The sequence below is a fragment of the Mycobacterium sp. VKM Ac-1816D genome, assembly GCF_000416385.1.
GTDB classification, from domain to species: Bacteria; Actinomycetota; Actinomycetes; order Mycobacteriales; family Mycobacteriaceae; genus Mycobacterium; species Mycobacterium neoaurum_A.
Genome location: NZ_AOHQ01000131.1, coordinates 13,598 through 39,170, shown reverse-complemented (window position 1 = coordinate 39,170; position 25,573 = coordinate 13,598). Strand labels below are relative to the sequence as shown.

32 protein-coding genes are annotated in these 25,573 nt (G+C 67.8%); 11 read left to right on the top strand and 21 right to left on the bottom strand.

Annotated features, from left to right (window positions below):
* The first annotated feature begins 138 nt into the window (after positions 1–138).
* Genes G154_RS10015 through G154_RS10005 form a run of 3 tightly spaced genes read left to right on the top strand, consistent with a single transcriptional unit; the run spans position 139 to position 2,517 of the window.
* On the top strand, positions 139–1,518 hold the full coding sequence (locus G154_RS10015; protein ID WP_019513871.1) for a PucR family transcriptional regulator: 1,380 nt from the start codon (positions 139–141) through the stop codon (positions 1,516–1,518).
* A 52-nt stretch (positions 1,519–1,570) separates the two neighbouring features.
* Entirely contained in the window at positions 1,571–1,942 is a 372-nt protein-coding gene (locus G154_RS10010; protein WP_023985285.1) for a VOC family protein, read from the top strand.
* A 2-nt stretch (positions 1,943–1,944) separates the two neighbouring features.
* Positions 1,945–2,517: a TetR/AcrR family transcriptional regulator gene (locus G154_RS10005; RefSeq protein ID WP_023985284.1), complete on the top strand. Its 573-nt coding sequence runs from the start codon at positions 1,945–1,947 to the stop codon at positions 2,515–2,517.
* Between the two features lie 10 nt (positions 2,518–2,527).
* Here the strand turns inward: G154_RS10005 and G154_RS10000 are convergent, their stop codons facing one another.
* Genes G154_RS10000 through G154_RS09985 form a run of 4 tightly spaced genes read right to left on the bottom strand, consistent with a single transcriptional unit; the run spans position 2,528 to position 6,694 of the window.
* Positions 2,528–2,971: a DUF5078 domain-containing protein gene (locus G154_RS10000; protein WP_023985283.1), complete on the bottom strand. Its 444-nt coding sequence runs from the start codon at positions 2,969–2,971 to the stop codon at positions 2,528–2,530.
* Between the two features lie 5 nt (positions 2,972–2,976).
* Positions 2,977–3,324, bottom strand: coding sequence for a DUF732 domain-containing protein (locus tag G154_RS09995; RefSeq protein WP_023985282.1), 348 nt, complete (start codon positions 3,322–3,324; stop codon positions 2,977–2,979).
* The gene (locus G154_RS09990) at positions 3,324–6,215 is read right to left on the bottom strand and encodes an RND family transporter (protein WP_019513866.1); all 2,892 of its coding nucleotides are present in this window, start codon (positions 6,213–6,215) and stop codon (positions 3,324–3,326) included. The genes G154_RS09995 and G154_RS09990 overlap by 1 nt, the downstream gene beginning before the upstream one ends.
* Positions 6,216–6,265: 50 nt before the next feature.
* A complete protein-coding gene (locus tag G154_RS09985) occupies positions 6,266–6,694 on the bottom strand; it encodes an MmpS family transport accessory protein (protein ID WP_023985281.1) in 429 nt (142 codons plus the stop codon).
* Between the two features lie 174 nt (positions 6,695–6,868).
* On the opposite strand from G154_RS09985, the gene G154_RS25960 reads away from it, so the two are divergent.
* The gene (locus tag G154_RS25960) at positions 6,869–7,525 is read left to right on the top strand and encodes a TetR/AcrR family transcriptional regulator (RefSeq protein ID WP_081649972.1); all 657 of its coding nucleotides are present in this window, start codon (positions 6,869–6,871) and stop codon (positions 7,523–7,525) included.
* On the opposite strand, the gene G154_RS09975 is transcribed toward G154_RS25960, so the two are convergent.
* Genes G154_RS09975 through G154_RS09965 form a run of 3 tightly spaced genes read right to left on the bottom strand, consistent with a single transcriptional unit; the run spans position 7,431 to position 9,319 of the window.
* The gene (locus G154_RS09975) at positions 7,431–7,742 is read right to left on the bottom strand and encodes a DUF3349 domain-containing protein (RefSeq protein WP_019513862.1); all 312 of its coding nucleotides are present in this window, start codon (positions 7,740–7,742) and stop codon (positions 7,431–7,433) included. The genes G154_RS25960 and G154_RS09975 overlap by 95 nt on opposite strands.
* 7 nt (positions 7,743–7,749) lie before the next feature.
* Positions 7,750–8,037, bottom strand: coding sequence for a hypothetical protein (locus G154_RS09970; RefSeq protein ID WP_019513861.1), 288 nt, complete (start codon positions 8,035–8,037; stop codon positions 7,750–7,752).
* A 37-nt stretch (positions 8,038–8,074) separates the two neighbouring features.
* Entirely contained in the window at positions 8,075–9,319 is a 1,245-nt protein-coding gene (locus G154_RS09965; protein WP_019513860.1) for an inorganic phosphate transporter, read from the bottom strand.
* A 186-nt stretch (positions 9,320–9,505) separates the two neighbouring features.
* On the opposite strand from G154_RS09965, the gene G154_RS09960 reads away from it, so the two are divergent.
* Genes G154_RS09960 through G154_RS09950 form a run of 3 tightly spaced genes read left to right on the top strand, consistent with a single transcriptional unit; the run spans position 9,506 to position 11,596 of the window.
* Positions 9,506–9,838 (top strand): DUF3349 domain-containing protein, encoded by a 333-nt coding sequence (locus tag G154_RS09960; protein WP_023985280.1) that lies wholly within the window; start codon positions 9,506–9,508, stop codon positions 9,836–9,838.
* 41 nt (positions 9,839–9,879) lie between these two features.
* The gene (gene menE, locus G154_RS09955) at positions 9,880–10,992 is read left to right on the top strand and encodes an o-succinylbenzoate--CoA ligase (RefSeq protein WP_234713054.1); all 1,113 of its coding nucleotides are present in this window, start codon (positions 9,880–9,882) and stop codon (positions 10,990–10,992) included.
* Positions 10,970–11,596 (top strand): pyridoxamine 5'-phosphate oxidase family protein, encoded by a 627-nt coding sequence (locus tag G154_RS09950; RefSeq protein ID WP_019513857.1) that lies wholly within the window; start codon positions 10,970–10,972, stop codon positions 11,594–11,596. The genes menE and G154_RS09950 overlap by 23 nt, the downstream gene beginning before the upstream one ends.
* Here G154_RS09950 and G154_RS09945 read toward each other — a convergent pair.
* Genes G154_RS09945 through G154_RS09935 form a run of 3 tightly spaced genes read right to left on the bottom strand, consistent with a single transcriptional unit; the run spans position 11,590 to position 13,410 of the window.
* The gene (locus G154_RS09945) at positions 11,590–12,423 is read right to left on the bottom strand and encodes a GNAT family N-acetyltransferase (RefSeq protein ID WP_019513856.1); all 834 of its coding nucleotides are present in this window, start codon (positions 12,421–12,423) and stop codon (positions 11,590–11,592) included. The two genes, G154_RS09950 and G154_RS09945, sit on opposite strands and share 7 nt — an antisense overlap.
* A 14-nt stretch (positions 12,424–12,437) precedes the next feature.
* Positions 12,438–12,761: a branched-chain amino acid transporter permease gene (locus G154_RS09940; RefSeq protein ID WP_019513855.1), complete on the bottom strand. Its 324-nt coding sequence runs from the start codon at positions 12,759–12,761 to the stop codon at positions 12,438–12,440.
* Positions 12,754–13,410: an AzlC family ABC transporter permease gene (locus G154_RS09935; protein ID WP_019513854.1), complete on the bottom strand. Its 657-nt coding sequence runs from the start codon at positions 13,408–13,410 to the stop codon at positions 12,754–12,756. Before G154_RS09935 ends, G154_RS09940 begins: the two co-directional genes overlap by 8 nt.
* A gap of 44 nt (positions 13,411–13,454) precedes the next feature.
* Between G154_RS09935 and phoU the strand changes: the two genes are divergently transcribed.
* Positions 13,455–14,096 (top strand): phosphate signaling complex protein PhoU, encoded by a 642-nt coding sequence (gene phoU / locus G154_RS09930; protein WP_019513853.1) that lies wholly within the window; start codon positions 13,455–13,457, stop codon positions 14,094–14,096.
* Between the two features lie 180 nt (positions 14,097–14,276).
* Positions 14,277–14,972: a cutinase family protein gene (locus tag G154_RS09925; protein ID WP_069566728.1), complete on the top strand. Its 696-nt coding sequence runs from the start codon at positions 14,277–14,279 to the stop codon at positions 14,970–14,972.
* Here the strand turns inward: G154_RS09925 and G154_RS09920 are convergent.
* Complete coding sequence (locus G154_RS09920) at positions 14,899–15,735, bottom strand: adenylate/guanylate cyclase domain-containing protein (protein WP_019513851.1); 837 nt, start codon at positions 15,733–15,735, stop codon at positions 14,899–14,901. The two genes, G154_RS09925 and G154_RS09920, sit on opposite strands and share 74 nt — an antisense overlap.
* Before the next feature lie 26 nt (positions 15,736–15,761).
* Complete coding sequence (locus G154_RS09915; RefSeq protein ID WP_019513850.1) at positions 15,762–16,901, bottom strand: nitronate monooxygenase; 1,140 nt, start codon at positions 16,899–16,901, stop codon at positions 15,762–15,764.
* Positions 16,902–16,971: 70 nt separating this feature from the next.
* Here G154_RS09915 and G154_RS09910 point away from each other — a divergent pair, with 70 nt between their 5' ends.
* Positions 16,972–18,327, top strand: coding sequence for a hypothetical protein (locus G154_RS09910; protein WP_019513849.1), 1,356 nt, complete (start codon positions 16,972–16,974; stop codon positions 18,325–18,327).
* Here the strand turns inward: G154_RS09910 and G154_RS09905 are convergent.
* The 8 genes from G154_RS09905 to G154_RS09870 are packed head-to-tail and all read right to left on the bottom strand — an operon-like array spanning position 18,253 to position 23,862.
* Positions 18,253–18,717, bottom strand: coding sequence for a hypothetical protein (locus G154_RS09905; RefSeq protein WP_019513848.1), 465 nt, complete (start codon positions 18,715–18,717; stop codon positions 18,253–18,255). The genes G154_RS09910 and G154_RS09905 overlap by 75 nt on opposite strands.
* Positions 18,714–19,832: a molybdopterin-dependent oxidoreductase gene (locus G154_RS09900; protein WP_019513847.1), complete on the bottom strand. Its 1,119-nt coding sequence runs from the start codon at positions 19,830–19,832 to the stop codon at positions 18,714–18,716. The genes G154_RS09905 and G154_RS09900 overlap by 4 nt, the downstream gene beginning before the upstream one ends.
* Positions 19,829–20,458: an SAM-dependent methyltransferase gene (locus tag G154_RS09895; RefSeq protein WP_019513846.1), complete on the bottom strand. Its 630-nt coding sequence runs from the start codon at positions 20,456–20,458 to the stop codon at positions 19,829–19,831. The genes G154_RS09900 and G154_RS09895 overlap by 4 nt, the downstream gene beginning before the upstream one ends.
* 1 nt (position 20,459) lies before the next feature.
* Positions 20,460–21,122, bottom strand: a complete 663-nt coding sequence (locus tag G154_RS09890) for a DUF2064 domain-containing protein (protein WP_019513845.1) — start codon at positions 21,120–21,122, stop codon at positions 20,460–20,462.
* A complete protein-coding gene (locus G154_RS09885) occupies positions 21,119–21,781 on the bottom strand; it encodes a glycosyltransferase family 2 protein (RefSeq protein WP_019513844.1) in 663 nt (220 codons plus the stop codon). Before G154_RS09885 ends, G154_RS09890 begins: the two co-directional genes overlap by 4 nt.
* Before the next feature lie 58 nt (positions 21,782–21,839).
* A complete protein-coding gene (locus G154_RS09880) occupies positions 21,840–22,871 on the bottom strand; it encodes an NAD(P)-dependent oxidoreductase (protein WP_019513843.1) in 1,032 nt (343 codons plus the stop codon).
* Complete coding sequence (locus tag G154_RS09875; protein WP_019513842.1) at positions 22,868–23,644, bottom strand: S-methyl-5'-thioadenosine phosphorylase; 777 nt, start codon at positions 23,642–23,644, stop codon at positions 22,868–22,870. The genes G154_RS09880 and G154_RS09875 overlap by 4 nt, the downstream gene beginning before the upstream one ends.
* Positions 23,641–23,862: a hypothetical protein gene (locus tag G154_RS09870; RefSeq protein ID WP_019513841.1), complete on the bottom strand. Its 222-nt coding sequence runs from the start codon at positions 23,860–23,862 to the stop codon at positions 23,641–23,643. The genes G154_RS09875 and G154_RS09870 overlap by 4 nt, the downstream gene beginning before the upstream one ends.
* Before the next feature lie 94 nt (positions 23,863–23,956).
* Here G154_RS09870 and G154_RS09865 point away from each other — a divergent pair, with 94 nt between their 5' ends.
* Positions 23,957–24,826 (top strand): 1,4-dihydroxy-2-naphthoate polyprenyltransferase, encoded by an 870-nt coding sequence (locus tag G154_RS09865; RefSeq protein ID WP_023985278.1) that lies wholly within the window; start codon positions 23,957–23,959, stop codon positions 24,824–24,826.
* Positions 24,827–24,886: 60 nt separating this feature from the next.
* Here G154_RS09865 and G154_RS09860 read toward each other — a convergent pair whose 3' ends face one another.
* The gene (locus tag G154_RS09860) at positions 24,887–25,528 is read right to left on the bottom strand and encodes a DUF3159 domain-containing protein (RefSeq protein WP_157884738.1); all 642 of its coding nucleotides are present in this window, start codon (positions 25,526–25,528) and stop codon (positions 24,887–24,889) included.
* Between the last annotated feature and the right edge of the window lie 45 nt (positions 25,529–25,573).

Genomic DNA, 25,573 nt, shown 5'->3' with positions numbered 1-25,573 from the left:
GAACTATCACGCGCCCGGACGCACCGCCGCCATCGTTGGCGGTGAAGACGCTGCGAACCCACCACCGGTGCTGCTCACCGTTGGAGGATCGCACAACCGAACCGGGTGCACAGATGACAACGACGTTACGATCGACCGATGGCAGGGTCCGGTCCCGACGACGAGTCGCGTGCGCCGACGTTCGCCGACCTGCTGGAACGCTCGGGACTCGGGCTGCACCGTATCGACACCGGGCCCGCCGCGACGGACCGCCCGATCACCTGGTCGCACACCACCGAGCTGCGCGACCCGTCGCGGTATCTGCGCGGTGGCGAGTTGGTCTGCACGGTCGGCATCAGCCTGCAGGCCCCCGCCGACAGTGCGGCCTTCGTCGAGTCGGTGCACGCCGCGGGGGCGGCGGGCATCTGTTTCGGGATCGGCGATGTGCATGATGGGGCGCCGCAGGCCCTGATCGACGCGTGCCGCGACCACGGGTTGCCACTGTTGGTCGCACCGCCGGAGGTACCGTTCGCGACGGTCAGCCGCTATATCGCCGATTTCCGGTTCGGCGGTGCGGTCGCCACCGCCCGGGCCACCAACGCGCTTGTGCCCGAACTGCTTTCCTCACAGCGCCGCCGTGAGTCCAGTCGGGAGCTGCTGGACCGGGCCGGGCACGTGCTGGGCTGCTACTTCCTGCTGGAGCCCCCGGGAGCCCCGATCGAATCCGACGCGGTGGCCGCGGCGGCCGACGGGATGGGCACGCTGGTGTGGGTCGGCCGCGGCGATCCTCCCGAGGCGGCGGTACTGGAGGTCATCGCCCGGTTCCTGGCCGCCTCACAGGGCGAGCGCGATATCGAGGCTGCGCTCTCCCGTGAACGCATCGGCCAGCTGCTCTCACTGGTCGAACGACGCATGCTGCTCCCCGACGCACTTCACCAATTGTTGGACTGGCCGGGACTGGCGGCGCAGGACATCGACTGCTCGGCCTGGCCCGCCGGTGCGGGAGCGCTGTTGTCGATGGCCCTCCCCGACGCCCTGGTCGCCGACGCCCCGGAGGTGTGTCTGGTGCTCAGCGCAGGGACCCACAAGCCGATCGAGACGGCCGCCGATCTGGCCATGCCCTCCGGGCACGCGACGGCGGCACCCCTGAGCGAACTGGGCACGTCGATCAGCCAGGCCCGGGTCGCGCTGGATCTGGCCAGGCAGCGCGGCGGCAGCATCGGGCCCGACCAGCTGAGCACCTTCACCAGCCTGCTGGAGGGACTGCCGCCCAGTCGGCTCACCCCGTTCAAGACACAGTTGATCGACCCGCTGTTGGCACTCGATCGTGATCGTGGCACCCAACACATCCGCACGCTGCGGGTGTTCCTGGCCGCGAACGGCTCGCTGATCGACACCGCGCGCGAGCTGTTCCTGCACACCAACACCGTGCGGCATCGGCTGTCGCGGATCCGTCAGATCACCGGGCGCAACCCGTTGGACTTCGAAGACCAGGCCGCCTTCACCATCGGCTTGCGGGCCGCCGACCGGGGTGCCTGAGAGAGGCCGTCGCTGCCGCCGGAACGCGGGATCGCGTGATAGACACATGGGTATGGAGATCCTGGCCAGCCGGATGCTGATGCGGCCGGCCGACTACCGGCGATCGGTGGAGTTCTACCGCGATCGCATCGGGCTGGCCATCGCGCGCGAGTACTCCGGCGGCACCGTGTTCTATGCCGGCCAATCGTTGATCGAACTGGCGGGCCACGGTGGGCCGTCGGCGGGCGGGAGCCTGTGGCTGCAGGTGCGCGATGTCTACGCCACCCAGGGCGAATTGGCCGGCCGCGGCGTCGAGATCGCCCGGGCCGCGGTCCGGGAACCGTGGGGACTGCACGAGATGCACGTCACCGACCCCGACGGTGTGACGCTGATCTTCGTCCAGGTCCCCGACGACCACCCGTTGCGCAGGGATACCCGGAGCTGACGGTGGCCAAATCGGTATTGGGACGCGGCACGGCACGGACGCGGGTGCTGGAGGCCGCGCTGACATTGTTCGGCGAGCACGGTGTCAGCGGCACCACCCTGCAGATGATCGCCGACAGCATCGGGGTCGGTAAGGCCTCGGTGTACTACCAGTTCCATTCCAAGGAAGAGATCGTCGCCGCCGCGGCGCAACCGATGTTCGACGATATGGCCCGGGTGGTGACCATCGCCGAGGCCGTTGCCGATCCGCGCACCCGCCGCGAGATCGCGATCAGCGGTTTCATCGAGTTCAGCGTGCGCAACCGTCGGCTGGCCGCGGTGCTGGCGGGCGATCCGGTGCTGGAGAGCATGGTCGAGGCCCGCGAGGACCTCAGTGATCTCGTGGAGCGCTTCACCAATCTGTTGTTGGGCGGTGGGCACGGACCCGCGGGGCGGGTGGTCATCTCGATGGTCACCAACGGGGTCTACGCCGCGGTCACCGACAAGGCGCTCGAGGATGTCAGCGACGAGGATCTGCACCGCACGCTGCTGGCCGCCACCCAGCAGTTGCTGCGGGACCCTGCGTATTTCGACTGACGAGCCGCACTCACCAGATCCAGACGCCGGGATCGGCCGGCGGGTAGCCGGCACACACCGCGGTCCCGTGCGCGACAACGCCCTTGTTGTTGAAGAACAGCTTGGCCCAGTTCGGCCAGTTCCAGGCCAGCTGCTCGTAGAACGCGTTGGTGGCGGTGTCCTCGGAGTATTGCCGCCGTCCCGCATAGTCCATCGAGAAGAACCAGGTGATCCGATCACGGGCGGCCCGTTGCACTTCCGGGGATTTGTTGTTGTAGTCGATCATGTAGCGCTCGTAGTACACCGGATCGGTATCGCGTACCGCGGCCATGTACTGATCCACCGTGCAGGTGGTCTTGAGCATATTGCTCGGGATCGGATACTCGTCGGTTGCATCGGCGGCCGCCACCCCGGGAGCCAACGTCACCACGGCAGCCGCGGCGAGCCCAGCCAGCGCACACCTGTTACGGGACATGCTGTTCACACCCCCGCCTGGCCGGCCTGCGTCAACAGGTGCGCCAGCTCGGGGCAGTAGGCCGGGATACCGGCACCGACGAACTGCCAGGCCTGCTCGGTGCTCGACCCGGTCTGCAATTGGTCGTGCACGAACTCGGCCGAGGCGAACACGTCGGCATCCACCCCACGATGCAGGCGCTTGCACATGATCTTGGCGATCCAGGCGTTGAAATCCTTCTGCCCGTAGATGCCGTAGCTGTGCAACTGATCGGCGAAGGCCTCGTCGCGGTCGGCCTGGGCGACCGGCGCGGCAGCGAACGCCGTCACCACGGCACCGGCGGCCAACATCGAAGCGATCCGTGAATTCCTCATCACACCAACACATCCTGGGGTCGTCGTTGAATGGGTGGCCACGCCTGCGGCTTGGGACGTTGACGCACCTGCTGCGGCCACCAGAACCACCTGCCCATCAGCGCGGCGATCGAGGGTGTCATGAACGACCGGATCACCAGGGTGTCGAACAACAGGCCCAGACCGATCGTGGTGCCCACCTGGCCCATGATGGTCAGATCGCTGACCGCCATCACCATCATGGTGAACGCGAACACCATTCCGGCCGCGGTGACCGTCGAGCCGCTGCCACCCATCGCCCGGATCATGCCGGTGTGCAACCCGGCATGGATCTCCTCCTTGAGCCGCGACACCACCAGCAGGTTGTAGTCCGCGCCGACGGCCAACAGGATGATCACCGCCATCGGCAACACCATCCAGTGCAGCTCGATACCGAGCAGGTGTTGCCACAGCAGCACCGACACGCCGAAAGACGCACCGAGGGAAAGCACCACGGTCCCCACGATGACGGCCGCGGCCACGATGGCCCTGGTGAGCAGCAACATGATCAGGAAAATCAGGCAGATGGCCGCGATACCGGCGATCAACAGGTCGTAGCGGGTGCCGTCGGCCATGTCCTTGAACGTCGACGCGGTGCCGCCCAGATAGATCGTCGACCCTTCCAGCGGGGTGCCCTTGATCGCATTCTTGGCCGCGGTCTTGATCGGTTCGATCTTCTCGATCCCCTCGGCCGACATCGGGTCGCCCTCGTGATTGATCATGAATCGCACCGCGTGCCCGTCCGGGGACAGGAACTGCTCCAAACCCTTTGCGAAATCCGGGTTGTCGAACGCCTCGGCGGGCAGATAGAACGAGTCATCGTTCATGGCGTCGTTGAACGCCTTGCCCATCTCGGTCGAGGTCTCGCTCATGATGCGCTGCTGCTCCTGCATACCCGCCTGGGTCTGCTGCATGGTCAGCATCATTTCCTTCATGTTGACCATCGTCTGTTTCATCTCGGGCATGATCGCGATCATCTGCGGCATCAGTTCGTTGAGCCGATGCATCTGCGGCATCATGTCGTTCATGTTCGCGGTCATCACGTCGATGCCGTCGAGCACGTCGAAGACCGACCGGATGGACCAGCACATCGGGATGTTGAAACAGTGCGGTTCCCAATAGAAATAGTTTCGCATCGGCCGGAAGAAGTCGTCGAAGTTGGCGATGCTGTCGCGCATCTCCTCGAGATCGCCGACCATGACGTCCATCGAGGACACCATCTTGGACGTGGTGTCGGCCATCTGCTCGGTGATGGTCTGCATCTTGTCCATGCTGGCGATGGTCCGGTCCATATCGGCCACTTGATTGGTCATATCGGCGGTGCGATCTTGGTTGTACTTCTCGTTCAACCGTTGCAGCGTGCTGTTCTGGCTGATCATGTACGGGATCGAGGTGTTCTCGATCGGGGTGCCGTCGGGCCGGGTGATGGTCTGCACGCGCCCGATTCCGTCGACCTGGAAGATGGCCTTCGCGATCTTCTCGATCACCAGGAAGTCGGCGGGATTCCGTAGATCCCGGTCACTTTCGATCATCAGGATCTCCGGGTTCAACCGGGCCGGCGAGAAGTGCCGTTCGGCGGCGGCATAACCCTCGTTGGAGCTGATGTCATCCGGCAGATAGAGACGGTCGTTGTAGCTGGTCTTGTAGCCGGGCAGTGCCAGCAGGCCGATCAGCGAGACCGCGATGCTGGTGATCAGGATCGGTCCGGGCCAGCGCACCACGGCCGCACCGACCTTGCGCCAACCCCGCACGCGGGTAGCGCGTTTGGGATCCAAGAACCGTCCACCGACGGTGATGATGGCAGGCCCGAAGGTCATGGCCGTGATGATCAGCACCAGCATGCCCACGGCCAGCGGCACTCCAAGGGTCTGGAAGTACGGCAGCCGGGTGAAGCTAAGACAGAACGTGGCACCGGCGATGGTCAGACCGGAGCCGACGATCACATGGGCGGTGCCGCCGAACATGGTGTAGTAGGCCTGCTCTCGATCCTCACCGGCGCTGCGCGCCTCCTGATACCGGCCGATGAGGAAGATCGCGTAGTCGACCGAGATCGCGATGGCCAATGTCACCAGCAAGCCGGTGGCGAACGTCGAGAGACCGATGACCTCGTAATACCCCAGCGCGGCAACCGCGCCCCGCACCGTCAGCAGGCTCACGGCCACCATCACGATCATCAGCACCATGGTCATGACGGAGCGGAAGATGATGAGCAGCATCACGATGATGACCAGGAAGGTCAGCGCCTCGATCAGGCGCATACTGCCGTGGCTGGCCTCGGTCTGCTCGGCCGTCATGGCCGCCGACCCGGTGACGAACACCTGCACACCGTCGGGCGGCGGCATGCTCTCGACGATGTTCTTGACGGCCTCGATGGACTCCAGAGACTTTGCTTCGCCCTGGTTTCCGGCCAGGTTCGCCGAGACGTAGACGGCCTTACCGTCACCGCTCTGTACGCCGGTCGCGGTGAGCGGGTCGCTCCAGAGATCCTGGACGTGCTCGACGTGGGCCGTGTCGGCCTCCAGCTTGGCGATCAGCTCCGAGTAGTACCGTCGGGTGTCCGCGCCGAGCGGCTGCTGCCCCTCCAGCACGATCATCACCGAGCTGTTGGATTCGTACTCCTGGAACACCTTTCCGATGTGCTCGGTGGCGATGACCGCGGGCGCTTCCTTGGGGCTCATCGACACCGAACGCATCTCGCCGACCGCTTCCAGCTGCGGTACCGCGACGTTCAGGAAGACCGCAACGGCGATCCAGCCGAGGATGAACGGCACCGCCAGCTTGCGGAACACCCTGGCGACACGGCCGAAATGTGCTGTCTGATGCGGTGATTGCACCGCGATGGGCCCGGTGGGTGCGTCACCGCCGTACCCCATAGGCGGCTCGCCGCCGTGCCCCATAGGCGGCTCGCCGCCGTGCCCCCCGCTCATGCGGACTTCACGATGCAGAAGGTCTGGACATTGGTGCCGGAGACGGTGCGCTCGTCCTTGAGCTCACCGTCGACGAGCACGCGGCAACCCAGGAAGCTCGTCTTGCCCTGCGCCACGATGTTGGCCGCCGCGGAGGGCTCGGTGGTTTGCAGGGTGACCGACCACGGCAGGACCGCGCCGTCCACCCGTTGCGGTTCACCGGCGAGGTCGACGTAGTTCACGTCCACAGCTGCACCTTCCGGACCGAAGATTTCATAGGTCACCACTTTCGGATCGAACGGCTCGGGGTCGTTGGCGAAGTTCACCGGCGTCACCAACGGGGGGTCGGAGGCGAAGACTCCGCGTATCCGGTCCACCGAAAAGCCGCCGATTCCGACGACCACGACGACCACGAGCGGTAACCACACCCGTTTGAGCAGCTGCATTCTCCCGACGTCCTTCCGCAGTGCCGACCAACACATGAGCCGATGACGCACCTCGGCCATCGGACTCACACAAGTTATACAGTTGGCCAACTTCAAGCAAGCCGAACGGCTAATTTTGGCAGGACCCATGCTTGAATATGGACAAGTCGATCGGCATACCGCGAAGGGGGCCAGATGCTCGGCGGACGCACCACCGCGCGCGGACAGGACACTCGGACCGCGCGCGAGCGGGTCATCGACGCCGCCGTCGAACTGTTCGCCGAGCACGGCGTGCAGGGCACGTCACTGCGCATGATCGCCGATCGGCTCGGCGTCGCCAAAGGTGCGGTGTATTACCAGTTCCGGTCGAAGGACGACATCGTCCTGGCCCTGCTGACACCGCTGTTCGATGCCTTCGCCGGGGTCGTCGAACACGCCGAGGCGCAACCGTCACCGCAGGGCCGTCGCGATACCGCGATCCGCGGCCTGGTCGACGTGGCCGTCGACCACCGGCGCGCCGGCTGCCTGTTCCGGGGTGACCCGGTCGTCGACGAACTGGTCACCCGGCACGGCGAGTTGGAGGCACTCGCGGACCGGCTGCGGGCCCTGCTGTCCGGTACCGAAACCACCGACGCGCAACGAGTGGCACTGTCAGTGGCCTGCACCGGGCTCTACTTCTGTACGACCGACCCGGGGTTGCGGGACATCCCGGCGCCCCACCTACGCGAAATCCTGCTGCGGGACTTCCGTGCGTGTGTCAGCGGGCCGGAGCCGGCGCCAGCGGCCAGCCCACCGAGGCCAGCCGCGAGGCAACCTGATGCATCTCTTCGGGGTTCGGTTCCTTGTCGGTGACGAGCTGGATGGCTCCGCTGATCTCGGCCTCGGTCACCGGGCTGATGCCGTCACTGGAGCGCAGCACCGACTTGGCCGCAGCCACGACCTCGTCTTCGCTCAGCGAGCGCTTGAGCAGTGCGAGCAGCGCGAAGTAATCGGTCGGTGGGACACCCTCGGGATAACCCTGGTGCAGCCAGTTCAGCACATTGTCGAGGACGTTCTTGTTTTCCGTCATCGCAGTCTCACTTCTTCGGCAGGAACGGGAACAGGTCGATTCCGGTGTGGTGGATGATCGTCGCCCTGGTGATCCACAGCACCGCGGTGAGGATCACCCATCCGACGAAGACGAACAGCCCGATACCGAGGAACTTGAACGCCGGGTTCGGCGCCGCGGCCGTCGCATCGCCACCGGCAGGACCGTCGGCACCGCGCGAGTAGGCCACCAGGCCGAGCGCGAAGACCGCAGGCAGACCCGCACCGAGCACCAGTCCGACACCGAGCACTTTGAGGATGCTCTCCAGGTAAGACATGTGAAATCCTTTGATTCAGTGAACTATCGGGGCCGGCTCAGACCGATGCGGTGGGCTTGGCGACGGCGTCGTCGCGCAGATCGGCCGGGATGACCGAGTTGGTCGAGTCGTCCCAATCGGCGTTGACGTTGCTGTGGTCGACCTTCTGCTGCTGCGCGCGCCACCACATGTAGCCCGAGAGCGCGACCAGGATGGCGAAGATGAGACCGTCGCCCACCAATGCCGAACCGGTCAGCGTCTTGACCCCGTGGGACAACCAGTAGGACAACGCGCCGACCAGGCCTGCGGCGGGCAGCGTGATCAGCCAGGCCACCGCCATCCGGCCGGCCACCGCCCAACGCACCTCCGCACCCGGCTTGCCGACACCGCTGCCCAGGATGGAGCCGGTGGCGACGTGGGTGGTCGACAGCGCCATACCCGCAGCGCTCGAGCTCAAGATGATGGCGGCCGAGGAGGCCTCGGCGGCAAAACCCTGCGGGGACTCGATCTCGACGAGGCCCTTGCCGAGTGTCCGGATGACCCGCCAGCCGCCCAGGTAGGTACCGAGGCCGATGGCCACCGCGCAGCTGAAGATGATCCAGAACGGCAGACCCTGTTCCTTCACGTCACCGGTCAGGTGGCCGGTGGTGATGAGCGCCAGCGCGATGACACCCATCGTCTTCTGCGCGTCGTTGGTGCCGTGCGAGAGCGCGACCAATGAGGCGGTGGCGATCTGCCCCCAGCGGAAACCGTCCTTGCGCCGCTTCTCGGCGACGTTGCGGGTCAGTCGGTAGACCAGCCAGGTGCCGCAGCCGGCGACCAGGCAGGCGATCGCGGGGGCGGCAACTGCCGGGATGAGCACCTTCTGGGTGACGCCGGACCAGTTGACCCCGGCCAGCCCGAGCGCGGCAAGGCCCGCACCGATCAGTCCGCCGAAGAGCGCATGCGACGAGCTGGAGGGGATGCCGAACAACCAGGTGAGCAGGTTCCACAGGATGCCGCCGATCAGGCCGGCGAAGATGATCGTCAAACCCGTCGAGGCATCGATACCGGGGAGCAACTGGCCGGACTTGCTGTCCTGGACCTTGAGCACCGAGGTCGTGACGGTGACCGCCACCTCGACCGAGAGGAACGCGCCGATCAGGTTCAGCACACCGGCAAGCAGAACCGCGGTCTTCGGCTTGAGCGCGCCCGTGGCGATCGAGGTGGCCATCGCATTGCCGGTGTCGTGAAAGCCGTTGGTGAAGTCGAATGCAAGTGCCGTGGCAATCAGTAGCACCAGGATGATCAGCTCTGCGCTCATGGCCCTAATCCTGAGACATCCCTCAGCATTTCGCGTAATTACGGACAACTTGCCCGTCATCGCTGAGCTGGGATTTCAGCTGTTTCGGTGACCGTGTTCACCAAACGTTCATCTGGACGCCGCGTCCCGTTCCGACTGGCGGGCCGACGCAGCGGATTGGGCTGGTATCTGGCAGGCTTCGGATGCGTGAACGGTTTCCTGGCGCGCATCGCCGCCTGGCTGACCGCCGGCTACCCGGAAGGGGTGCCGGGGCCCGATCGTGTCCCGTTGATGGCGCTGCTGACCCGCAGGCTGACGAACGAGGAAGCCGAGGCCGTCGCCCGGGATCTGATGAACCGTGCCCACCTCGACGGTGCGCCCGTCGATCACATCGACCTCAAGGTGATGATCACCGAGATCACCGACGAACTGCCCCGCGCCGAGGACATCGAGCGGGTGCGGCGCCGGTTGGCCAGGCAGGGCTGGCCGCTCGATGATCCGCGCCCGCCCGAACCCGAGGACCCGCCATCACCATCCTGACTCCGCTGCCCGTCGGCACCGGTTCCGCGGCCACGACGATCCTGCCGGAGCTGGAGGCCGCCCTGCGCGGGACCGCGGCGCGCCTGCCGGTGCCGGCAGACGATGCGCGCCAACGTGACCTGCTGACCGCCGCGCTGCGCGCGGGAGAGCCCATCGCCGACGATATTTCGGTCGTGGTGTCGACATCGGGAACCACCGGCACGCCCAAGGGTGCCCAGCTCTCGGCGGCCGCGCTGATCGCCGGGGCGACGGCCACCCATGACCGGCTCGGCGGCGCCGGAAACTGGTTGCTCGCCCTGCCCGCCTACCACGTGGCGGGGCTGCAGGTGCTGGTCCGCAGCATCGTCGCGGGCGGCAGCGTGGTCGCCCTGCCCGCGAGCTTCACCCCGACCGACCTGGTCGCCGCGGTCGCCCGGATGGGGCGGGGACGGCGGTACACCTCGCTGGTGGCCAACCAGCTGGACAAGGCGCTGGCCGATCCGGCTGCCACCGCGGCACTGGCCGAACTCGATGCCGTGCTGATCGGCGGCGGCCCGCTGCCTGCCGGGATACGCGAGCGTGCCGCCGCTGCCGGGATACCGGTCGTGCGCACCTACGGCATGAGCGAGACCGCCGGCGGCTGCGTCTACGACGGGCAGCCCCTGGACGGTGTGCGGATCCGGCTCGACGATGGCCGGGTCGTGCTCGGCGGGCCGGTGGTGGCCTCGGGATACCGCAATCCGGTGACACCCGACCCGTTCGCCGAGCCCGGCTGGTTTCGCACCGACGATATCGGCGTCCTCGACGACGCCGGGACGCTGAGCATCCTGGGCCGCATCGATGATGCGGTGAGCACCGGCGGACTCACCGTGCTGCCACAGCTGGTGGAGAATGCGCTGGCCACCCACCCCGCCATCGCCGAGTGCGCGGTCTTCGGGGTGCCCGACGAGCGGCTCGGCCAACGGGTCGTCGCCGCGATCGTGCCGGCACCCGGACATGGCGCACCGGATATCGACGCGGTGCGCACCCACGTCGGACTGACGCTGCCCCCCACGGCCGCGCCCCGCGAGCTGCACATCGTCGACGCCCTGCCCCGGCGCGGTATCGGCAAGCTCGATCGGCGCGCCCTGATCGAACGCTTCGGCGGGCATGATGGAGCGGGTGAGCGCAACTGAGGTGACCACCGTCGAACAACTCCGAGCGATCGTCGGGCACCCGCACCAAGCGGTGGCCGACAAGGTGTCCGGCGTGCTGGCCGATGTGCACCGGGTCTGGCTGCAGAACTCGCCGCTGTGCTTCGTGGCGACCACCGATGCCGATGGCCGCGTCGATGTCTCGCCCAAGGGTGATCCGCCCGGGTTCGTGCACATCATCGACGACTCGACGATCGCCATTCCCGAGCGTCCCGGCAACAAACGGGTCGACGGTTATCTCAACGTCCTGCAGAACCCGCATGTGGGCACGCTGTTCGTGATCCCCGGCCGCGGTGACACCGTCCGGGTCAACGGCACGGGCCGAATCGTTTCGGACGCAGACTATTTCGATGCGCTCGCGGTGCAGGGAAAACGACCGATCCTGGCCCTGGAGATCGCGGTCGAAGAGGTGTTCTTCCACTGTGCGAAGGCGTTTCTGCGTTCGGATGCCTGGAAGCCCGAGACCTGGAACCCGGAGTCGGTGCCCAGCACCGCGCAGCTGGCCAAGTCCTTCAAGGCCGAACAGTCACTTGCCGAGCTGGAGGCCTATTACAGCGAGGACAACTACCGCAAGCAGCTCTACTGATCGGGCGCGCGCACCAGGACGGCCCTGGTGTAGAGCAGGTGAAAACCGCTGCGCTGCACGTTCTGCTGCGATGTCGAGCCCGGCGAGGTGGTGACCACCGCGATATCGGCACCCGCGGTGGCGGCATCGCGCAGCCGGACCGCAAGTAACGCGGTCTGGATTCCGCGCCGCCGGTACGCCGGTGCGGTCGCGGCTCCCGTCAGTTGTGCCACTCCGGAGGTGAGGCGCAGGCTGCCACCCCCCACGACCCGCCCGTCGCGCATCGCGACATAGGCGGTGACGCCCGCGGTGGTGAAATCCCTGTGCGCACGCTCGATCACGTCACGGCCGAACTCCTCCGGGCTGGGCACCCCCGCACCATCGGGATGCGCGAACCCCTCGGCCATCACGTCCACCCAGGCGTCGATCTCCTCCGAGCGCGCCGGCCGGATCTCCATCTCGTCCGGAATCGCCTGTGCGACACCATCGAGGGCCCGACCCAGCACATCCTCGAATGCCAGCACGCGGTACCCGCGACCGGCGAGCAACGCCAGGATCTCCGGATCGGCCAGGTTGCTCAGTTCGACCACGGTGGGCGCGCCACGCTCGCTGTTGGCCTGTTCGACCGCGCCCAGTTCAGCGCCGGTGGGTACCCCCGCGAAACCCAGGCCGGCCACCTTGTTGAAGGGTGCGTCCGGTTCACCGTAGGCGGCGACCCCGCCTGCCACCGGTATCGCGAAACCGCCGGTGCCGCGCCGCATGGCCGCGGCCACCGCGGCGCTGATCAGTGCGGCCTCGGCATGTTCGATACGCCGGGCCAACTCGATGCCACAGAACGGGACACTCACGGCGCCACACTCTGTCAGGACAGCGACATCAGCGCCACATAAATAACGGTGCCCGCGAAGATGGACAACAGCGCGTGCCGCCGCCACAGCTGCAGACCCACCGTCACAAGGATCGCGATCAGCAACCAGAGTTGTTGACCTCCAGTGGCTTCCGGGGCATCACGCACGGTGTAGAGGGCCAGCATCACCATCACCCCCAGCGGCATGTGCAGGCTCAGGTACCGCACCACGGCGCTGTGGCGCATGGGCGCAAGCGCGGCGAACGGCAGTGCCCGCAGCGCCCAGGTGAGCGCGGCGGCCACCCCGACCAGCAGCGCGATATACGCGGTGTCAGGCACGGGTCACCCTCATTCGCACCACCAGCAGGACGGTGAATGCGGCGAACGCCCACAGCAGCATCTGCTCCGGCGCCAGCAGCCAGGCACCGACCGCACAGACAATCGCAGCCAGCGCGGTGCCACGGTCCGGGTGTTGCCGGTACGCCTCGATGGCCAGGACGATGAACAGCGCGGTCAACGCGAACTCGAGCCCGCTGAGCCGATCGATCGGCAGCGCCGACCCGAGCAGACCGCCGAGGCCCGCCGACAGGGTCCAGGTGAGGTGCAGACCGCACTGCATGCCGAGGATCTGCCGGGAGGTCCAGGTGGCGGCTTCCGGGCTGACCGCGACGGCGAACGCCTCGTCGGAGAGCACATAGGTGCTGTACGCCTTGCCGGCAAGACCGCGCACCCGGTGCAGCGGGAAGGACAGCGCATAGAACACGTGCCGCGAGTTGACGATCAGCGTCGTCAACGCCACCACGGCCACCGGGGCCGCGGTGGCGGCCAGCCCCACCATCAGGAACTCCAGCGAGCCGGCATAGATCACCGCGGCGAAGACCGGGGCCCACCACCACGCCAGTCCGGCGTGTACCACCAGGAATCCCAGCGCCGCACCCAACGGCAGGAATGCCAGCCCGATCGGGGCCGCCACACGCACAACCGACATCGGTTCAGTTTGGCAGCCCGCCTTCGTGGGTACTTCGACCGATCATGCGTACCGCATTCATCGCCCAGATCGATCGGCTGACAGCCGATCTGGGTGAGATGTGTGCGCTGGCCGCCGTCAGCGCGGTCGATGCCACGGCCGCCGTTGTGCACGCAGATGTCGACGCCGCACCCCGGGTACGTGCCACCTTGCACCGGCTCGACGAGCTGAACAGGCGCATCGACAGGAGTGCGTTCGCCCTGCTGGCTCTGCACGCGCCGGTGGCGCACGACCTGCGGGTGGTGATGTCGGCGTTCTCCATCGCCGCGAATGCCGACCGGATGGGCGCGCTGGCGGCGAACATCGCCAAAACCGGTCCCGCCCCGGAAACGGCGCGCGACCTGTTCGCCGAGATGGGCGAGCAGGCCATCACGCTGGCCGAAACCGCCTGCCGGGCCGTGCTCGGCGATGACGCCGCCGAGGCCGAGCGCCTGCTGCGCGACGACGCCGTGATGAACGACCTGCACCGTGAACTGCTCACCACCGTCTTGACCGATGGCTGGCCACACGGTGTGCAGTCCGCCTCCGATGTCGCGTTGCTCGGTCGGTTCTACGAGCGGTTCGCCGACAACGCCGTCGAGATCGCGCGCAAGGTGATCTTCCAGGCCCGCGGCGAGGCCCCACTGGCCGATCCCGCATTGCACTGATTTGCATCAGATCTGCGCTCAGAAATGTGTCCCGAACCACCGTTGTCGCGCGTGTCGGTGCCCACAAATAACTGTCACGGATGTTAATAGAGTGATTTTTGTGAATAATGGGAACTCATGAGGTGCCGGTAGAGGGCCGGCGCCACCCCGAGGAGAGAAATGGCCGCGCGACTCCCGACCATGCTCGCCACCGCCGGACTGGCGCTCATGTTGCTGCTCAGTCCGGCCACCGCCGCGACCGCATCGGCCGCCCCCGAGTGCTCCGACGTCGAAGTGGTGTTCGCCCGCGGAACCGACGAACCGGCCGGTATCGGCAAGGTCGGCAAGGCGTTCGTCGACTCGCTGCGCCCCATGCTCAAGGGCAAAACCATTACCACATACGCCGTGAAATACCCCGCCAGCTGGGACTTCATGAAGGCGGCGGTGGGCGCCAACGATATGAGCAAGCGGGTCCAGACCATCGTCGCGCAATGCCCGGACACCAAGATCGTGCTGGGCGGCTACTCCCAGGGCGCCGCCGTGGTCGACGTTGTCGCGACCGCCCCGATCGCCGGACTGGGCTACACCGCGCCGCTGCCCGCGGCCGCAGTCCCGCACATCACCTCGATCGTGGTGTTCGGCAACCCGTCGGCGCGGATCGGCAATCCGCTGACCCGCATGAGCACGATCTTCGGCGCCCGCACGGCCGATCTGTGCGCCCCGGCGGATCCGGTCTGCTCACTGGGCAGGGACTGGGACGCTCACGTCCAGTATCCGGAATCGGGCCTGGTCAAACTGGGTGCCGAATGGACCGCCAAGCTCGTCAAAGCGGCGAAGCCGGCAACTCGGCAAGCGGAAGCAGCGGATACAGCGAGTGCGTCCCGCGCAGCCCCTTGAGTTCGGTCTCCCGCGGTGACCCGAGCGCGATATCGTCCAGATCGCCGACCGCGGCGGCCACCGGCTCGCTGACCAGGATCTCCCCGCCGTCGGCCTGACCGGCGACCCGGGCCGCCATCGCCACGTCGAGTCCAAACAGATCGTCGCCGCGCCGTACCGAGGTGCCCATGTGCACACCGATGCGCACTCGGATGGACTCCCAGCGCGACGAGTCGGCCAGCGCCTCCTGGATGTCGGCGGCACACCGCACAGCGTTCTCCGGGTCGGCGAAGGCGATCATGAAACCGTCGCCCTGATTCTTCACGACGTGTCCGCCGTGCTTGGCGACCCGCGATTCGACCAGCTTGTTGTGCTTGCCGAGCAGTCGGACCCAGGCCCGGTCCCCCATCGCCGCGTTGGCCTCGGTGGAGCCCTCGATATCGGAGAAGACGATGACGACCCGGCCGTCCGCGGTGAGGCGGGCCAGATCCGGCCGCTCCACCCTCGCCCATCCGGCCAGGTCCTCGATCGAGTTGCGGACGGTGGCGCCCAACCCCTTGGTGATGATCATGTCCGCCGTCTGGAACACGGTCTTGATGGCCATCGGCGCCACCCCGCGCCGCCTGCGACGGCGCCGCCCCTCCTGCTCGGCCAGCAGTTCGGCCAGCTGCGCGCGTGCCCTGCCGAGTTGACGGCGGGTCACGAGGAACAGCACCAGGAAGGTGATCAGCGCCGCGCCGAGCAGTGCGACGACCACCAGCAGGACGATCTCGGTTGGCGGCACGCCTCGATTATCGCCCGGCGTCGCCGTCAGTCGGGTAGCGAGCCGCTCAGCCGTTCGGTCGCGGCCAGATAATCCTCGATGAACTCCAGCACCACATCGCGGGCGGGCTTGACCTTGGTCATCAGGCCCACGCCCTGGCCGACGAAATACGTCGACAGCGCCCGCGCACCCTCGTGCCCCTGATCGGCCAGGGCATCGATGCGCCGCAGCACCGGCTCGGAGAGCATGTTCTGCAACGGCAGCGGCAGCGGCTGCTGCCCACCCGGGTTGGGTGCCCAGGCATCGGTCCAGTCCGAGCGCAGCTGCCGCGAGGGCTTACCGGTGCGACCGGCCGAGCGCACGGTGTCGCGCGAGCTGGCGGCCAGCATCTTGGTGACGGTGTGGGGTTCGGTCTCGGCTTCCTCGGTGGTCAGCCATACCGAGCCGGTCCACGCGCCGACGGCCCCCAGCGCGACGGCGGCGGCCATCTGCCTGCCGGTGACGATGCCGCCCGCGGCCAGGACCGGGGTCGAACTGCCGATCTCGGCCAACGCGTCGAGCACCTCGGGCACGACCACCAGCGTGCTCACCTCGCCGCAGTGCCCGCCCGCCTCGGTGCCCTGCGCCACGATCAGGTCCACACCGGCGGCGGCCTGCTTGACGGCATGTTCCTTGGCCCCGACGAGCGCGGCGACCGGAATCCCGCGCTCACGGCCGGCCTCGATCATGTAATCCGGCGGCACACCGAGCGCGTTGGCCATCATCTTGATCGGATGACTCATCGCCACCTCGAGAAGCTCGGCACCGTTGCCGCCGGACAGCACGGGCTTGCCGGTGCGCACCCGGGGATCGGGTTCGATACCGTGGTCGGCCAGCAGCTTGTTGACGAAGTCGCGGTAGCTCTCCGGGATGCGCGAGGCCAGATCGTCGCTGGACAACGTCTCGCCCTTGCCCTCGAACTTGGCGGGCACGATGATGTCGATGCCATAGGGCTTGCCGTTGACGTGCTCGTCGATCCAGGTGAGTTCCTGGTCCAGCCGCTCTGGTGAGTACGCGGCACCGCCCAGGACGCCGAATCCGCCGGCATTGCTGACCGCGGCGACGACATCGCGGCAGTGGCTGAAGGCGAACAGCGGAAAGTCGATGCCGTAGGCGGCGCAGAAGTCCGACGTGGATGTGGGTGCCATCCGCCCATTATGGACACGTGTCAAGTTGGTTCGGCACCGGGTCCACCGCGGGCGCCCATAGTGTGGAGCCATGCGCATCGGCCGACGCGAACTCGTGGCGTTGACCATCGGAGTGATCGTGCTGGTCGCGGCCTTCGTGGTCCCGCACCTGGATCTCGGCACCATCACACCGCTGATCAACAGCACACCCGAGCGGATCCGCGATTTCGCGCAGACCGCGCCGATCTTCGGATGGTGGGATCCGCACGTCGGGTGGGGTTCCCTCGGCGCCGTGCTGATCGGTGCCGCCGCGGTGCTGTGGGGCCCGACGGTAGCTGCGCGCCTGCCGTGGCGGGCGCTGGTGGCCGTGGCGTGGGGCACCTCGGCGCTGTGGGCGTTCTCGCTGGCCATGATCGACGGCTGGGAGCGCGGCTTCGCCGGGCGCCTGACCGCACGCCACGAATACCTGCGCCAGGTGCCGAGCATTACCGACATACCCGAGGCGCTGCGCACCTTCTCGTCCAGAATCCTCGATTATCAACCGGATTCGTGGATCACCCACGTCTCCGGCCATCCCCCCGGCGCGCTGCTGACCTTCGTCTGGTTGGACCGTATCGGGTTGGGCGGCGGCGCCTGGGCCGGAATGCTCTGTCTACTGGTCGGATCCAGCGCCGCGGCCGCCATCCTGATCGCCCTGCGCGCCGTCGCCGACGAATCGATGGCGCGCCGGGCCGCGCCTTTCGTTGCGGTGGCGCCGACGGCGATCTGGATCGCGGTATCGGCCGACGGGTACTTCGCCGGGGTCGCGGCCTGGGGTATCGCGCTGCTCGCGCTGGCGGTGCACGGCACAGCGCGGTGGCCCGTGCCGACGGCGGCCGCGGCAGGGCTGCTGCTGGGCTGGGGCATCTTCCTCAATTACGGATTGGGGTTGATGGCGGTGCCCGCCGTCGCGGTGCTGATCACCGCACCCAGCGTGCGGGCGGCGCTGCGCAGCCTGGGGGCGGCCGCGCTCGCCGCGCTGGCGGTGGTCGCGGCGTTCTACGCGACCGGTTTCTGGTGGTTCGACGGCTACCTCCTGGTGCAGGAACGATATTGGCAGGGCATCGCCAACGACCGCCCGTTCCAGTACTGGGGCTGGGCGAACTTCGCGTCGACGATCTGCGCCATCGGACTCGGCAGCGTGGCCGGCCTCGGCCGGGTACTCGACATCACGGCGTTGCGCAGTCGGTCGGGGGTGCACGTGCTGCTGACCGGCGCGTTGCTGTCCATCGTGCTTGCCGACCTGAGCATGCTGAGCAAGGCCGAGACCGAACGCATCTGGCTGCCGTTCACGGTGTGGTTGACCGCGGCGGCCGCGCTGCTCCCGGTCCGCTCACACCGCTGGTGGTTGGGGCTCAACATCGTCGGCGCGCTGGCGATCAATCACCTGATCTTCACGAACTGGTAGCCGCCGCAACAGGTGAGACGCCGGTACGCACAACCACACCACCGCCAACGCCGTCCACAGCCCGAGCGGATAGTTGCGGTCGAGCACGCTCGGATTGTCCGGCCGCAGACCCGGGCGGTCGTACACCGGGATCGCCAACATCACCAGCACCACGCTGCACAGGCCGGCCACCGCGACCGGTGATTGCCATGCCTTCGGGATCACCCGCCGTCCGACCCAGCCGGCCGCCACGCAGAGCGGTGCGAACACCAGGTCATGGATGGCCACACCCACCACCGCCCAGATGAGGATGCGGGCGATGACCGCGGGCGGGTTGTCGGACAACAGCACGACCCCGTATCCCGCCAGGATGACACCGGTCAGCGCGAGGATGACGCGGATGAGCGTCATCGCAAGACCTCGATGCGTGACAACCATTTGGTCTGCAGCACTCCCGGCCTGCTCGCCGCGATCAGCCGGCACGGGTAACCGTGGTCGAGGTTCAGTGTCTCGCCGTTGATCCGGAGGGCCACGAGCGTCCGGGCGTCCCGCACATGCCGTGCAGGCAGCACGGTCCGCGAGTACGGTCCCGGAGGCTCCAGCGACACCATCCGAACATCGGAATCGGTGTCCGCACCGACGGCGGCAAGCAAGTCGGCCAACACCACACCGCTCCACTGCGCGCCGGCGCTCCAGCCCTCCACACACGCGATGGGCAGGTGCTGTGTCGTCTGGGGCATGGCCCGCAACTCATCGAGGGTGAAGGTTCTGGCACGCGAGCCGTCGACCACGGTCAATCGGTAATCCGAGGCCGAGGCGGTCGTCACCACACCCGCGGCCAACGCCGTTCGGTTGACCGGAACTCCTTGTGGCCCTTCGCCGGAACGTGGCGCGAGCACCGAAACCCGCCGCAGCAGCGGGACGGTCTGACCGACCGTCGCGACGGTGGCGACCGCCACGGCCAACCAGGTACCGCGCAGCACGGTCCGCCGACTCGGCCCGGTGCGTGCATACCCGGCCCCTCCGTCCTTGTCGACGGATTCCCCGAGCGCCCGGCGGATGACGGGCAGCTTCACCGCGAGGTGCACCAGCACCGCGCCGGCCGCGACATAGGCCATCGCGTAATGCACCGGCGGGAAGTAGAACCCGAAGACGTACCACTGTGCGATGTTCAGGAGCCCGGTGCTCAGCTCGAACAGGATGGCCGCCACGAGCACCAGGATGGATCCACGCTCCAGCAGCCGGACCAGTACACCGAGTCTCCCGCGGCTCCTGCTGCGCACGAACAGCTTGGGCCACACCGACCACAGCTTGACCACCACCAGCGGGATCGCCGCGATACCGCAGGCGACGTGCAGTCCCTGGGTGAACCGGTACAACCACACCGGCGCCACCGGCCAGCCGAACCACGGTGACGGATGCGCGATGGCGTGGCTGAGCAGGCCCGTCACGAAACACACCGCCACCGTGATTCCCAGCGCGATGCCGACCCGTGCGGTCACGGCGACATCGCGCCCGCCGGTCACCGGGTCACCAGTCTCGCGATCACCCGATCACCGATGGGATGCACTGTGCGCAAAGTGAACCCGACATCGGCACCGATACGCGCGGCACAGTCCAGACCCACCGACGCCCATTTGAACCACGGACCGATATCGAACGCCGATTCCAGCCGCACCCAGCGGGAGGTGACCCCGGAGGCCGACGCATCGAATTCGACGAGACACTCACCGCGGGCCCGCAGCATCTCCCCGGCACGGCGCAACACCCGCCACGGATCACCGCCGAGGCCGATATTGCCGTCGGCGAGCAGGGCGGTGTGCCAGCGGCCCACGCCCGGTAACGGGCCGAACATGTCCCGGCACAACGCGGTGACTCCACTGCTGCGCGCCAATTCGACCGCTGCAGAGGACTTGTCGACGCCGAGGGCGGGCAGGCCGCGTTGGGCAAGGCCGACGAGCAGACGGCCCGGCCCGCACCCGAGATCGATGGTGGGCCCGGAACACAATCCCACGATGGCCTGATCGAAGACCTGATCGGTCTGCCCGCCCACCATCCAGTGCTGAACCGGCAGCTGGGTGAGTTCACCGTCTTCGTCGCGGATCCAACATCGACGGCCGTCCAACGCCTCGTCATAGAGCTGTCCGTGCATCTCAGACCCCCACCATCCGGGTCGCCTCGGCGAATCGTCCACCCGCCGGGCACACGACCCGCACCCGGTCGATATCGGCGATCGTGTCGACATCGGAGAGCTCGGTGGCCAGCGCCACGTCGAGGCCCTGGGCGCGCAGGGCGGCCAGCGTCAACGCACCCGTATCCGGCTGCGACATCGGAACATCGCGCAGGCAACGTGCCATCGTGGCATCGCGCACGCCCAGCGCCCACCAGCCGCCGTCCTCGGCCATCCCGAGCACGGCATCGGATGCCTGCAGGGCCGTGACGCACTCGGCGAGCAGGTCCGGACTGACCTGCGGGGTGTCCATCCCGATCTGCACGATCGGCGAACCGGGCGCCGCGGCATCGCCATGGGCATGCACCAGGCGCTCGGCGAAATCGCCTCCGCGCTGGGTGATCACGGTGAAATCGAGCAGGCGGCGCCTGATCTCGTCACGGCGGCGCGCCCGCGACAGGTCTCCGGTCATCGCCACCACACGGCGCTGCCCCGCGAGGGCGGCGACCGCGTCGAGGGTGTCCAGCAGCGCGGCCGCGGCGATCTCGGCGGCCACCTGCGCACCCACGTCGGCGGCCAATCGTGTCTTCGCCAAACCGGGAACAGGAGCTTTGGCCACCACCAGGACGGTGGCGGTCGGACTCACATCGCCCGCCAGAAGTCCAGTGCGGCAACGGCACTGCCCCGTACCGAGCCGCTCACCTTGGATTTGCCGCCGGTGCGCGGACCGTAGCCGACATCACGCTCGACCACCTGCCACCCCGCCTGCGCGGCGCGGACCAGCAGCTCAAGCGGGTAGCCGGAGCGTCGGTCGGTGACCCCGAGGCCGAGCAGGGCGTCGCGACGGGCAACCCGCATCGGCGCGATATCGTGCACCGGCAACCCATAACGGTGGCGTAGTCGCCAGCACACCGCGGCGGTTCCGAGGCGCGCGTGCCAGGGCCACCGCAGACCGGGTGCCGCGCGCCGGCGGCCGATCGCCATATCCGCACCGTGGTCGAGTTCGGCGACCAGCGCGGGCAATTCCCGCGGGTCCAGCGAACCGTCGCCGTCGAGGACCGCGACGACGGGTGTGGTGGCCGCCAACACGCCGGCGTGCACGGCCGACCCGTAACCCGGGCGTTGCTCGGTCACCACCATCGCGCCATGCGCGCGCGCCACCACCGCGGTGCCATCTGTGCTGTTGTTGTCGACCACCAACGCCGTATACCCACTCGGTGTGGCCGCCAACACACCGGGCAACGACTGCGCCTCGTTCAGGCAGGGCAGAATCACAGTGACCTTGGAGTCGCCCGCATCGCTCATACCCCGACGCTAGGCTTGCATCAGCCGTCACGCCAGGGTGGCCGGTCGCGGAACTGCGCTAATCCCGAAGTGGCGCAAAGGCAAATTCGGTGAGCCCGGCATCGGGATCCACCGCCGCGCGGAAGCCGAGCACGGCGTGCGCGCGCGCCGGGTCGGCGACGATATGCCGCACGTCGCCATGCCGGTACTGCCCGGTGACCTGCGGCGCCGCGGCGCCGCGCGCAGCGCTGAGCCTGGTGGCGACATCCAGGATCGACACGGGCCGACCGGAACACACATTGACGGGATGAAACCCGTCCAGGTCGGCCTCCACCGCGGCGAGGTTGGCCGCGGCCACATCGTCGACATGGACGAAGTCGCGCATCTGCCCGCCGTCCTCGAACACCTGGGGCGCACCGCCGGCCTCCAGCTGCGACCGGAAGATCGCCGCCACGCCGGAGTACGGGGTGTCGCGCGGCATGCCGGGGCCGTATACGTTGTGATAGCGCAGCGCGACCACCGAACCCCCGACGGAATCGTTGAACGCCAGCGCATAGTGCTCTTGGGCGGTCTTGCTCGCCGCGTACAGGCTCCGCGGTTTCAGCGGCGCTTCCTCGTCGACCAACCGCCAGCGCAGCGGTTCACCGTCGATCGGGCAGCGATGGTCGAAGATGCCGCTGTCGAGGTCCTCGCGGGTGCGCGCAAGCGGCTCGACCTGACCGTGCTCGGGGCAGTCGTACCCGCCCTGGCCGTACACCACCATCGAGGACGCCAGCACCAGCCGCGAACATCCGGCGGCGTACATCTGCGCCAGCAGCACGGTCGTGCCGTAATCGTTGTGGCTGCCGTAGGACGGGGCGTCGGCGGCGTCGACCCCGGCCCCCACCACGGCGGCCTGGTGACACACCACGTCGATGCCGGACAGCACATCGGCCACCGCGTCGGCGTCCCGGATGTCGAGCCGACGGCAACCCGGCGGCGGTGTGGCGCCCTCCCGGTGGGCGGCACCCAACATGGTGTCGACGGCGACGACATCATGGCCCGCCTCGGTCAGCCGCGCCCAGACCCGGCTGCCGATGAAACCGGCCGCGCCGGTGAGCAACACCCTCATGGCAGGTCGAACGGCAACGACACGCCTTCGTGTGCCAGACAATGCGTGCAGGTGCGTTCGGGCGCGACACCGGCGATCGCCTCGTGGACCAGCTGTTTGAAGCCGCTGATGTTGCGCTCGAACTCGGCGAACACGTCCACCGCGCGCACACCGGCGCCGGCTTCGACACCGGCATCCAGATCGGTGACCAACGCTATTGACGCGTAACACATTTCGAGTTCCCGAGCGAGCACAGCCTCGGGATAGCCGGTCATGTTGATCAGGGTGAAGCCCTGACCGGCGTACCACCGGCTCTCGGCGCGGGTGGAAAAACGCGGGCCCTGCACCACGACCATGGTGCCGCCGTCGACCACATTCGGGAGATCCGCGGCCACCGCACGCAGCGTCGGGCAGTACGGGTCGGCGAACCCGACGTGGATACCGCCGGAGTCGAAGTAGGTGTCTCCCCGGCCGTTGGTACGGTCCACCAGCTGGTCGGGGACCACCATGGCGCCCGGGCCCAGTTCGGGGGTCAGGCTGCCGACCGCACACGGTGCGAAGATGCGGCGCACGCCGAAGGCACGCAACGCCCACATGTTGGCCTGATACGGCACGGTGTGCGGCGAGAATTCGTGCTTCAGACCGTGCCGGGGCAGGAACGCCACCTCGTGGCCGGCCACCTCGCCCACCGTGACGGGCGCACTGGGTTGACCGAACGGGGTGTCCAGATCGATGGTGCGCGCGTCGGCGCCGAAGAAGGTGTAGAAGCCGCTACCGCCGATGACGCCGATCACTCGTGCGGCTCACCGTCCAGCTCGGCGCGTTCGGCGGCTTGGCGGGCGGCATCGCGGATCGCGAAGGCGTCGGTGGCCAGGCCGCCGAGGGCGCCTGCCACGTCCTTGACGGCGGTGGTGATGATCGACGCGACCTCCCCCACCGTGGAGGCCACGGACTCCACGCCCTCCTGCAACGCATCCTTGGCGATTTCGGTCTTGCTGAGTCGGTCGGTCATGTGATCAGTTTCATGCGCACCACACGATGTGACAAGGTGCGCCGCGTCACCCCTGTTCAGGCCCCTGGTCGCCGGCCATGCAACGATGACCCGCGTGGCTAGCTTCGCGCAATGGGTGTCCGGCGCCCGCCCCCGCACGCTCCCCAATGCGATCGCGCCCGTGATCGCCGGCACCGGTGCGGCCGCCTGGCTGGGCTCCGCGGTGTGGTGGAAGGCGCTGCTGGCACTGGTGGTTTCCGTAGCCCTCATCATCGGCGTGAACTACGCCAACGATTACTCCGACGGCATCCGCGGCACCGATGACGTGCGCAGTGGGCCGATGCGGCTGGTCGGCTCCCGGGTCGCCACGCCGCGTGCGGTGCTGACCGCCGCGATCATCAGTCTCGCGATCGGCGCGCTGGCGGGACTGGCGCTGGCCATCGTGAGCCAGCCCTGGCTGATCGCCGTGGGTGCCGCCTGTATCGCGGGCGCCTGGCTTTACACCGGCGGTTCCACGCCGTACGGCTACCGCGGACTCGGTGAGGTCGCCGTGTTCGTCTTCTTCGGTCTGGTCGCGGTGCTGGGCACCCAGTACACCCAGGCGCTGCGGGTCGACTGGGTGGGCATCGTGCTGGCCGTCGGCGTCGGGTCGCTGTCCTCGGCGGTGTTGGTGGCCAACAACCTACGAGATATCCCCACCGACACCGAGTCCGGGAAGATCACCCTGGCGGTGCGCCTCGGCGACGCCCGCACCCGCCTGCTGTTCTCCGGCCTCGTCGTACTCACGTTCGCGCTGACCCTGGTGCTGATGTTGGCCACCCCGTGGGCAGCGGTCGGATTCCTGGCGGTGCCATTGGCCGTCCGAGCGGCGGCCCCGGTGCGCAACAAGCTCGGCGGCGCGGCGCTGATCCCGGTGCTGCAGTTCACCGGGTTGACGATGCTGGTGTGGTCGGTGGCCGTGGCGGCTGCGCTGGCGCTCGCGTAACGGCGGCGAGAGAGACGTTTCTGCGCTCTCACGACGCTGCAGACCACAGAAACGTCACTCTCACACTTTCTTCGCATTGGCCCGCCGCACCGCCCAGAACACCACCAGCAGCGCAAGGCCGAGCAACGGATAGCCCATCCCGATCCGCGCCACCGCCAGCCACCCCGTGTGGCCACCGTCGTACAACCATTGCTGCACAACGAATCTCGCCGCAAACAAGACCACGAACGCCAGGGTCGCGATATCGAACGCCCGCACCACCGCCGCGTCGGTTCGCCAGTTCGGATCGGGCCCGCTGCCGCGCAACAGATTCCAGATCACCCCCACCACCGGACGACGGAGCAGCACCGAGACGGTGCACGCGACCGCGCAGAGCAGGCTGATCCAGATACCGGGCAGGAAGTAGTCGTCCGCCGAACCGGTCACGTAGGCGATCCCGGCCGCGAGGCCGACACCGAGCAGCCCGGACACTGCAGGCTGGATCGGTTCGTTGCGTAACCGTCGCAGCGCGACCAAGCCGACCGACACCGCCAGCGCGACCACGACCGCGGCGGTCAGGCCCGCGACGGCGTCGACGATGACATAGGCGAACGTGGGCACGGCGGCATGGACCAGCCCGGAGACGCCGCCGACCCGCTCGAGGATGGTCGGTTCCCGCTCTGCGGGGTCGCATGGTTGTTCGGACGCGCATTGTTCGGACACCGGCATATCGCACACTCGGACGTAACGGCACAGTCAAGTCGACCG

Coding starts and splice junctions, on each gene's coding strand:
- G154_RS10000 (WP_023985283.1), bottom strand. CDS start 2,971: ATGTCCCGTAACAGGTGTGCGCTGGCTGGGCTCGCCGCGGCTGCCGTG.
- G154_RS09950 (WP_019513857.1), top strand. CDS start 10,970: ATGGAGCGGGTGAGCGCAACTGAGGTGACCACCGTCGAACAACTCCGA.
- G154_RS09915 (WP_019513850.1), bottom strand. CDS start 16,901: ATGGCACCCACATCCACGTCGGACTTCTGCGCCGCCTACGGCATCGAC.
- phoU (WP_019513853.1), top strand. CDS start 13,455: ATGCGTACCGCATTCATCGCCCAGATCGATCGGCTGACAGCCGATCTG.
- G154_RS09975 (WP_019513862.1), bottom strand. CDS start 7,742: ATGACGGAAAACAAGAACGTCCTCGACAATGTGCTGAACTGGCTGCAC.
- G154_RS09965 (WP_019513860.1), bottom strand. CDS start 9,319: ATGAGCGCAGAGCTGATCATCCTGGTGCTACTGATTGCCACGGCACTT.
- G154_RS09995 (WP_023985282.1), bottom strand. CDS start 3,324: ATGAGGAATTCACGGATCGCTTCGATGTTGGCCGCCGGTGCCGTGGTG.
- G154_RS09990 (WP_019513866.1), bottom strand. CDS start 6,215: ATGGGGTACGGCGGTGACGCACCCACCGGGCCCATCGCGGTGCAATCA.
- G154_RS09985 (WP_023985281.1), bottom strand. CDS start 6,694: ATGCAGCTGCTCAAACGGGTGTGGTTACCGCTCGTGGTCGTCGTGGTC.
- G154_RS09905 (WP_019513848.1), bottom strand. CDS start 18,717: ATGACGCTCATCCGCGTCATCCTCGCGCTGACCGGTGTCATCCTGGCG.
- G154_RS09970 (WP_019513861.1), bottom strand. CDS start 8,037: ATGTCTTACCTGGAGAGCATCCTCAAAGTGCTCGGTGTCGGACTGGTG.
- G154_RS25960 (WP_081649972.1), top strand. CDS start 6,869: ATGCTCGGCGGACGCACCACCGCGCGCGGACAGGACACTCGGACCGCG.
- G154_RS09925 (WP_069566728.1), top strand. CDS start 14,277: ATGCTCGCCACCGCCGGACTGGCGCTCATGTTGCTGCTCAGTCCGGCC.
- G154_RS09870 (WP_019513841.1), bottom strand. CDS start 23,862: ATGACCGACCGACTCAGCAAGACCGAAATCGCCAAGGATGCGTTGCAG.
- G154_RS09910 (WP_019513849.1), top strand. CDS start 16,972: ATGCGCATCGGCCGACGCGAACTCGTGGCGTTGACCATCGGAGTGATC.
- G154_RS09935 (WP_019513854.1), bottom strand. CDS start 13,410: ATGTCGGTTGTGCGTGTGGCGGCCCCGATCGGGCTGGCATTCCTGCCG.
- G154_RS09885 (WP_019513844.1), bottom strand. CDS start 21,781: ATGAGCGATGCGGGCGACTCCAAGGTCACTGTGATTCTGCCCTGCCTG.
- G154_RS10015 (WP_019513871.1), top strand. CDS start 139: ATGGCAGGGTCCGGTCCCGACGACGAGTCGCGTGCGCCGACGTTCGCC.
- G154_RS09895 (WP_019513846.1), bottom strand. CDS start 20,458: ATGCACGGACAGCTCTATGACGAGGCGTTGGACGGCCGTCGATGTTGG.
- G154_RS09880 (WP_019513843.1), bottom strand. CDS start 22,871: ATGAGGGTGTTGCTCACCGGCGCGGCCGGTTTCATCGGCAGCCGGGTC.
- G154_RS10010 (WP_023985285.1), top strand. CDS start 1,571: ATGGAGATCCTGGCCAGCCGGATGCTGATGCGGCCGGCCGACTACCGG.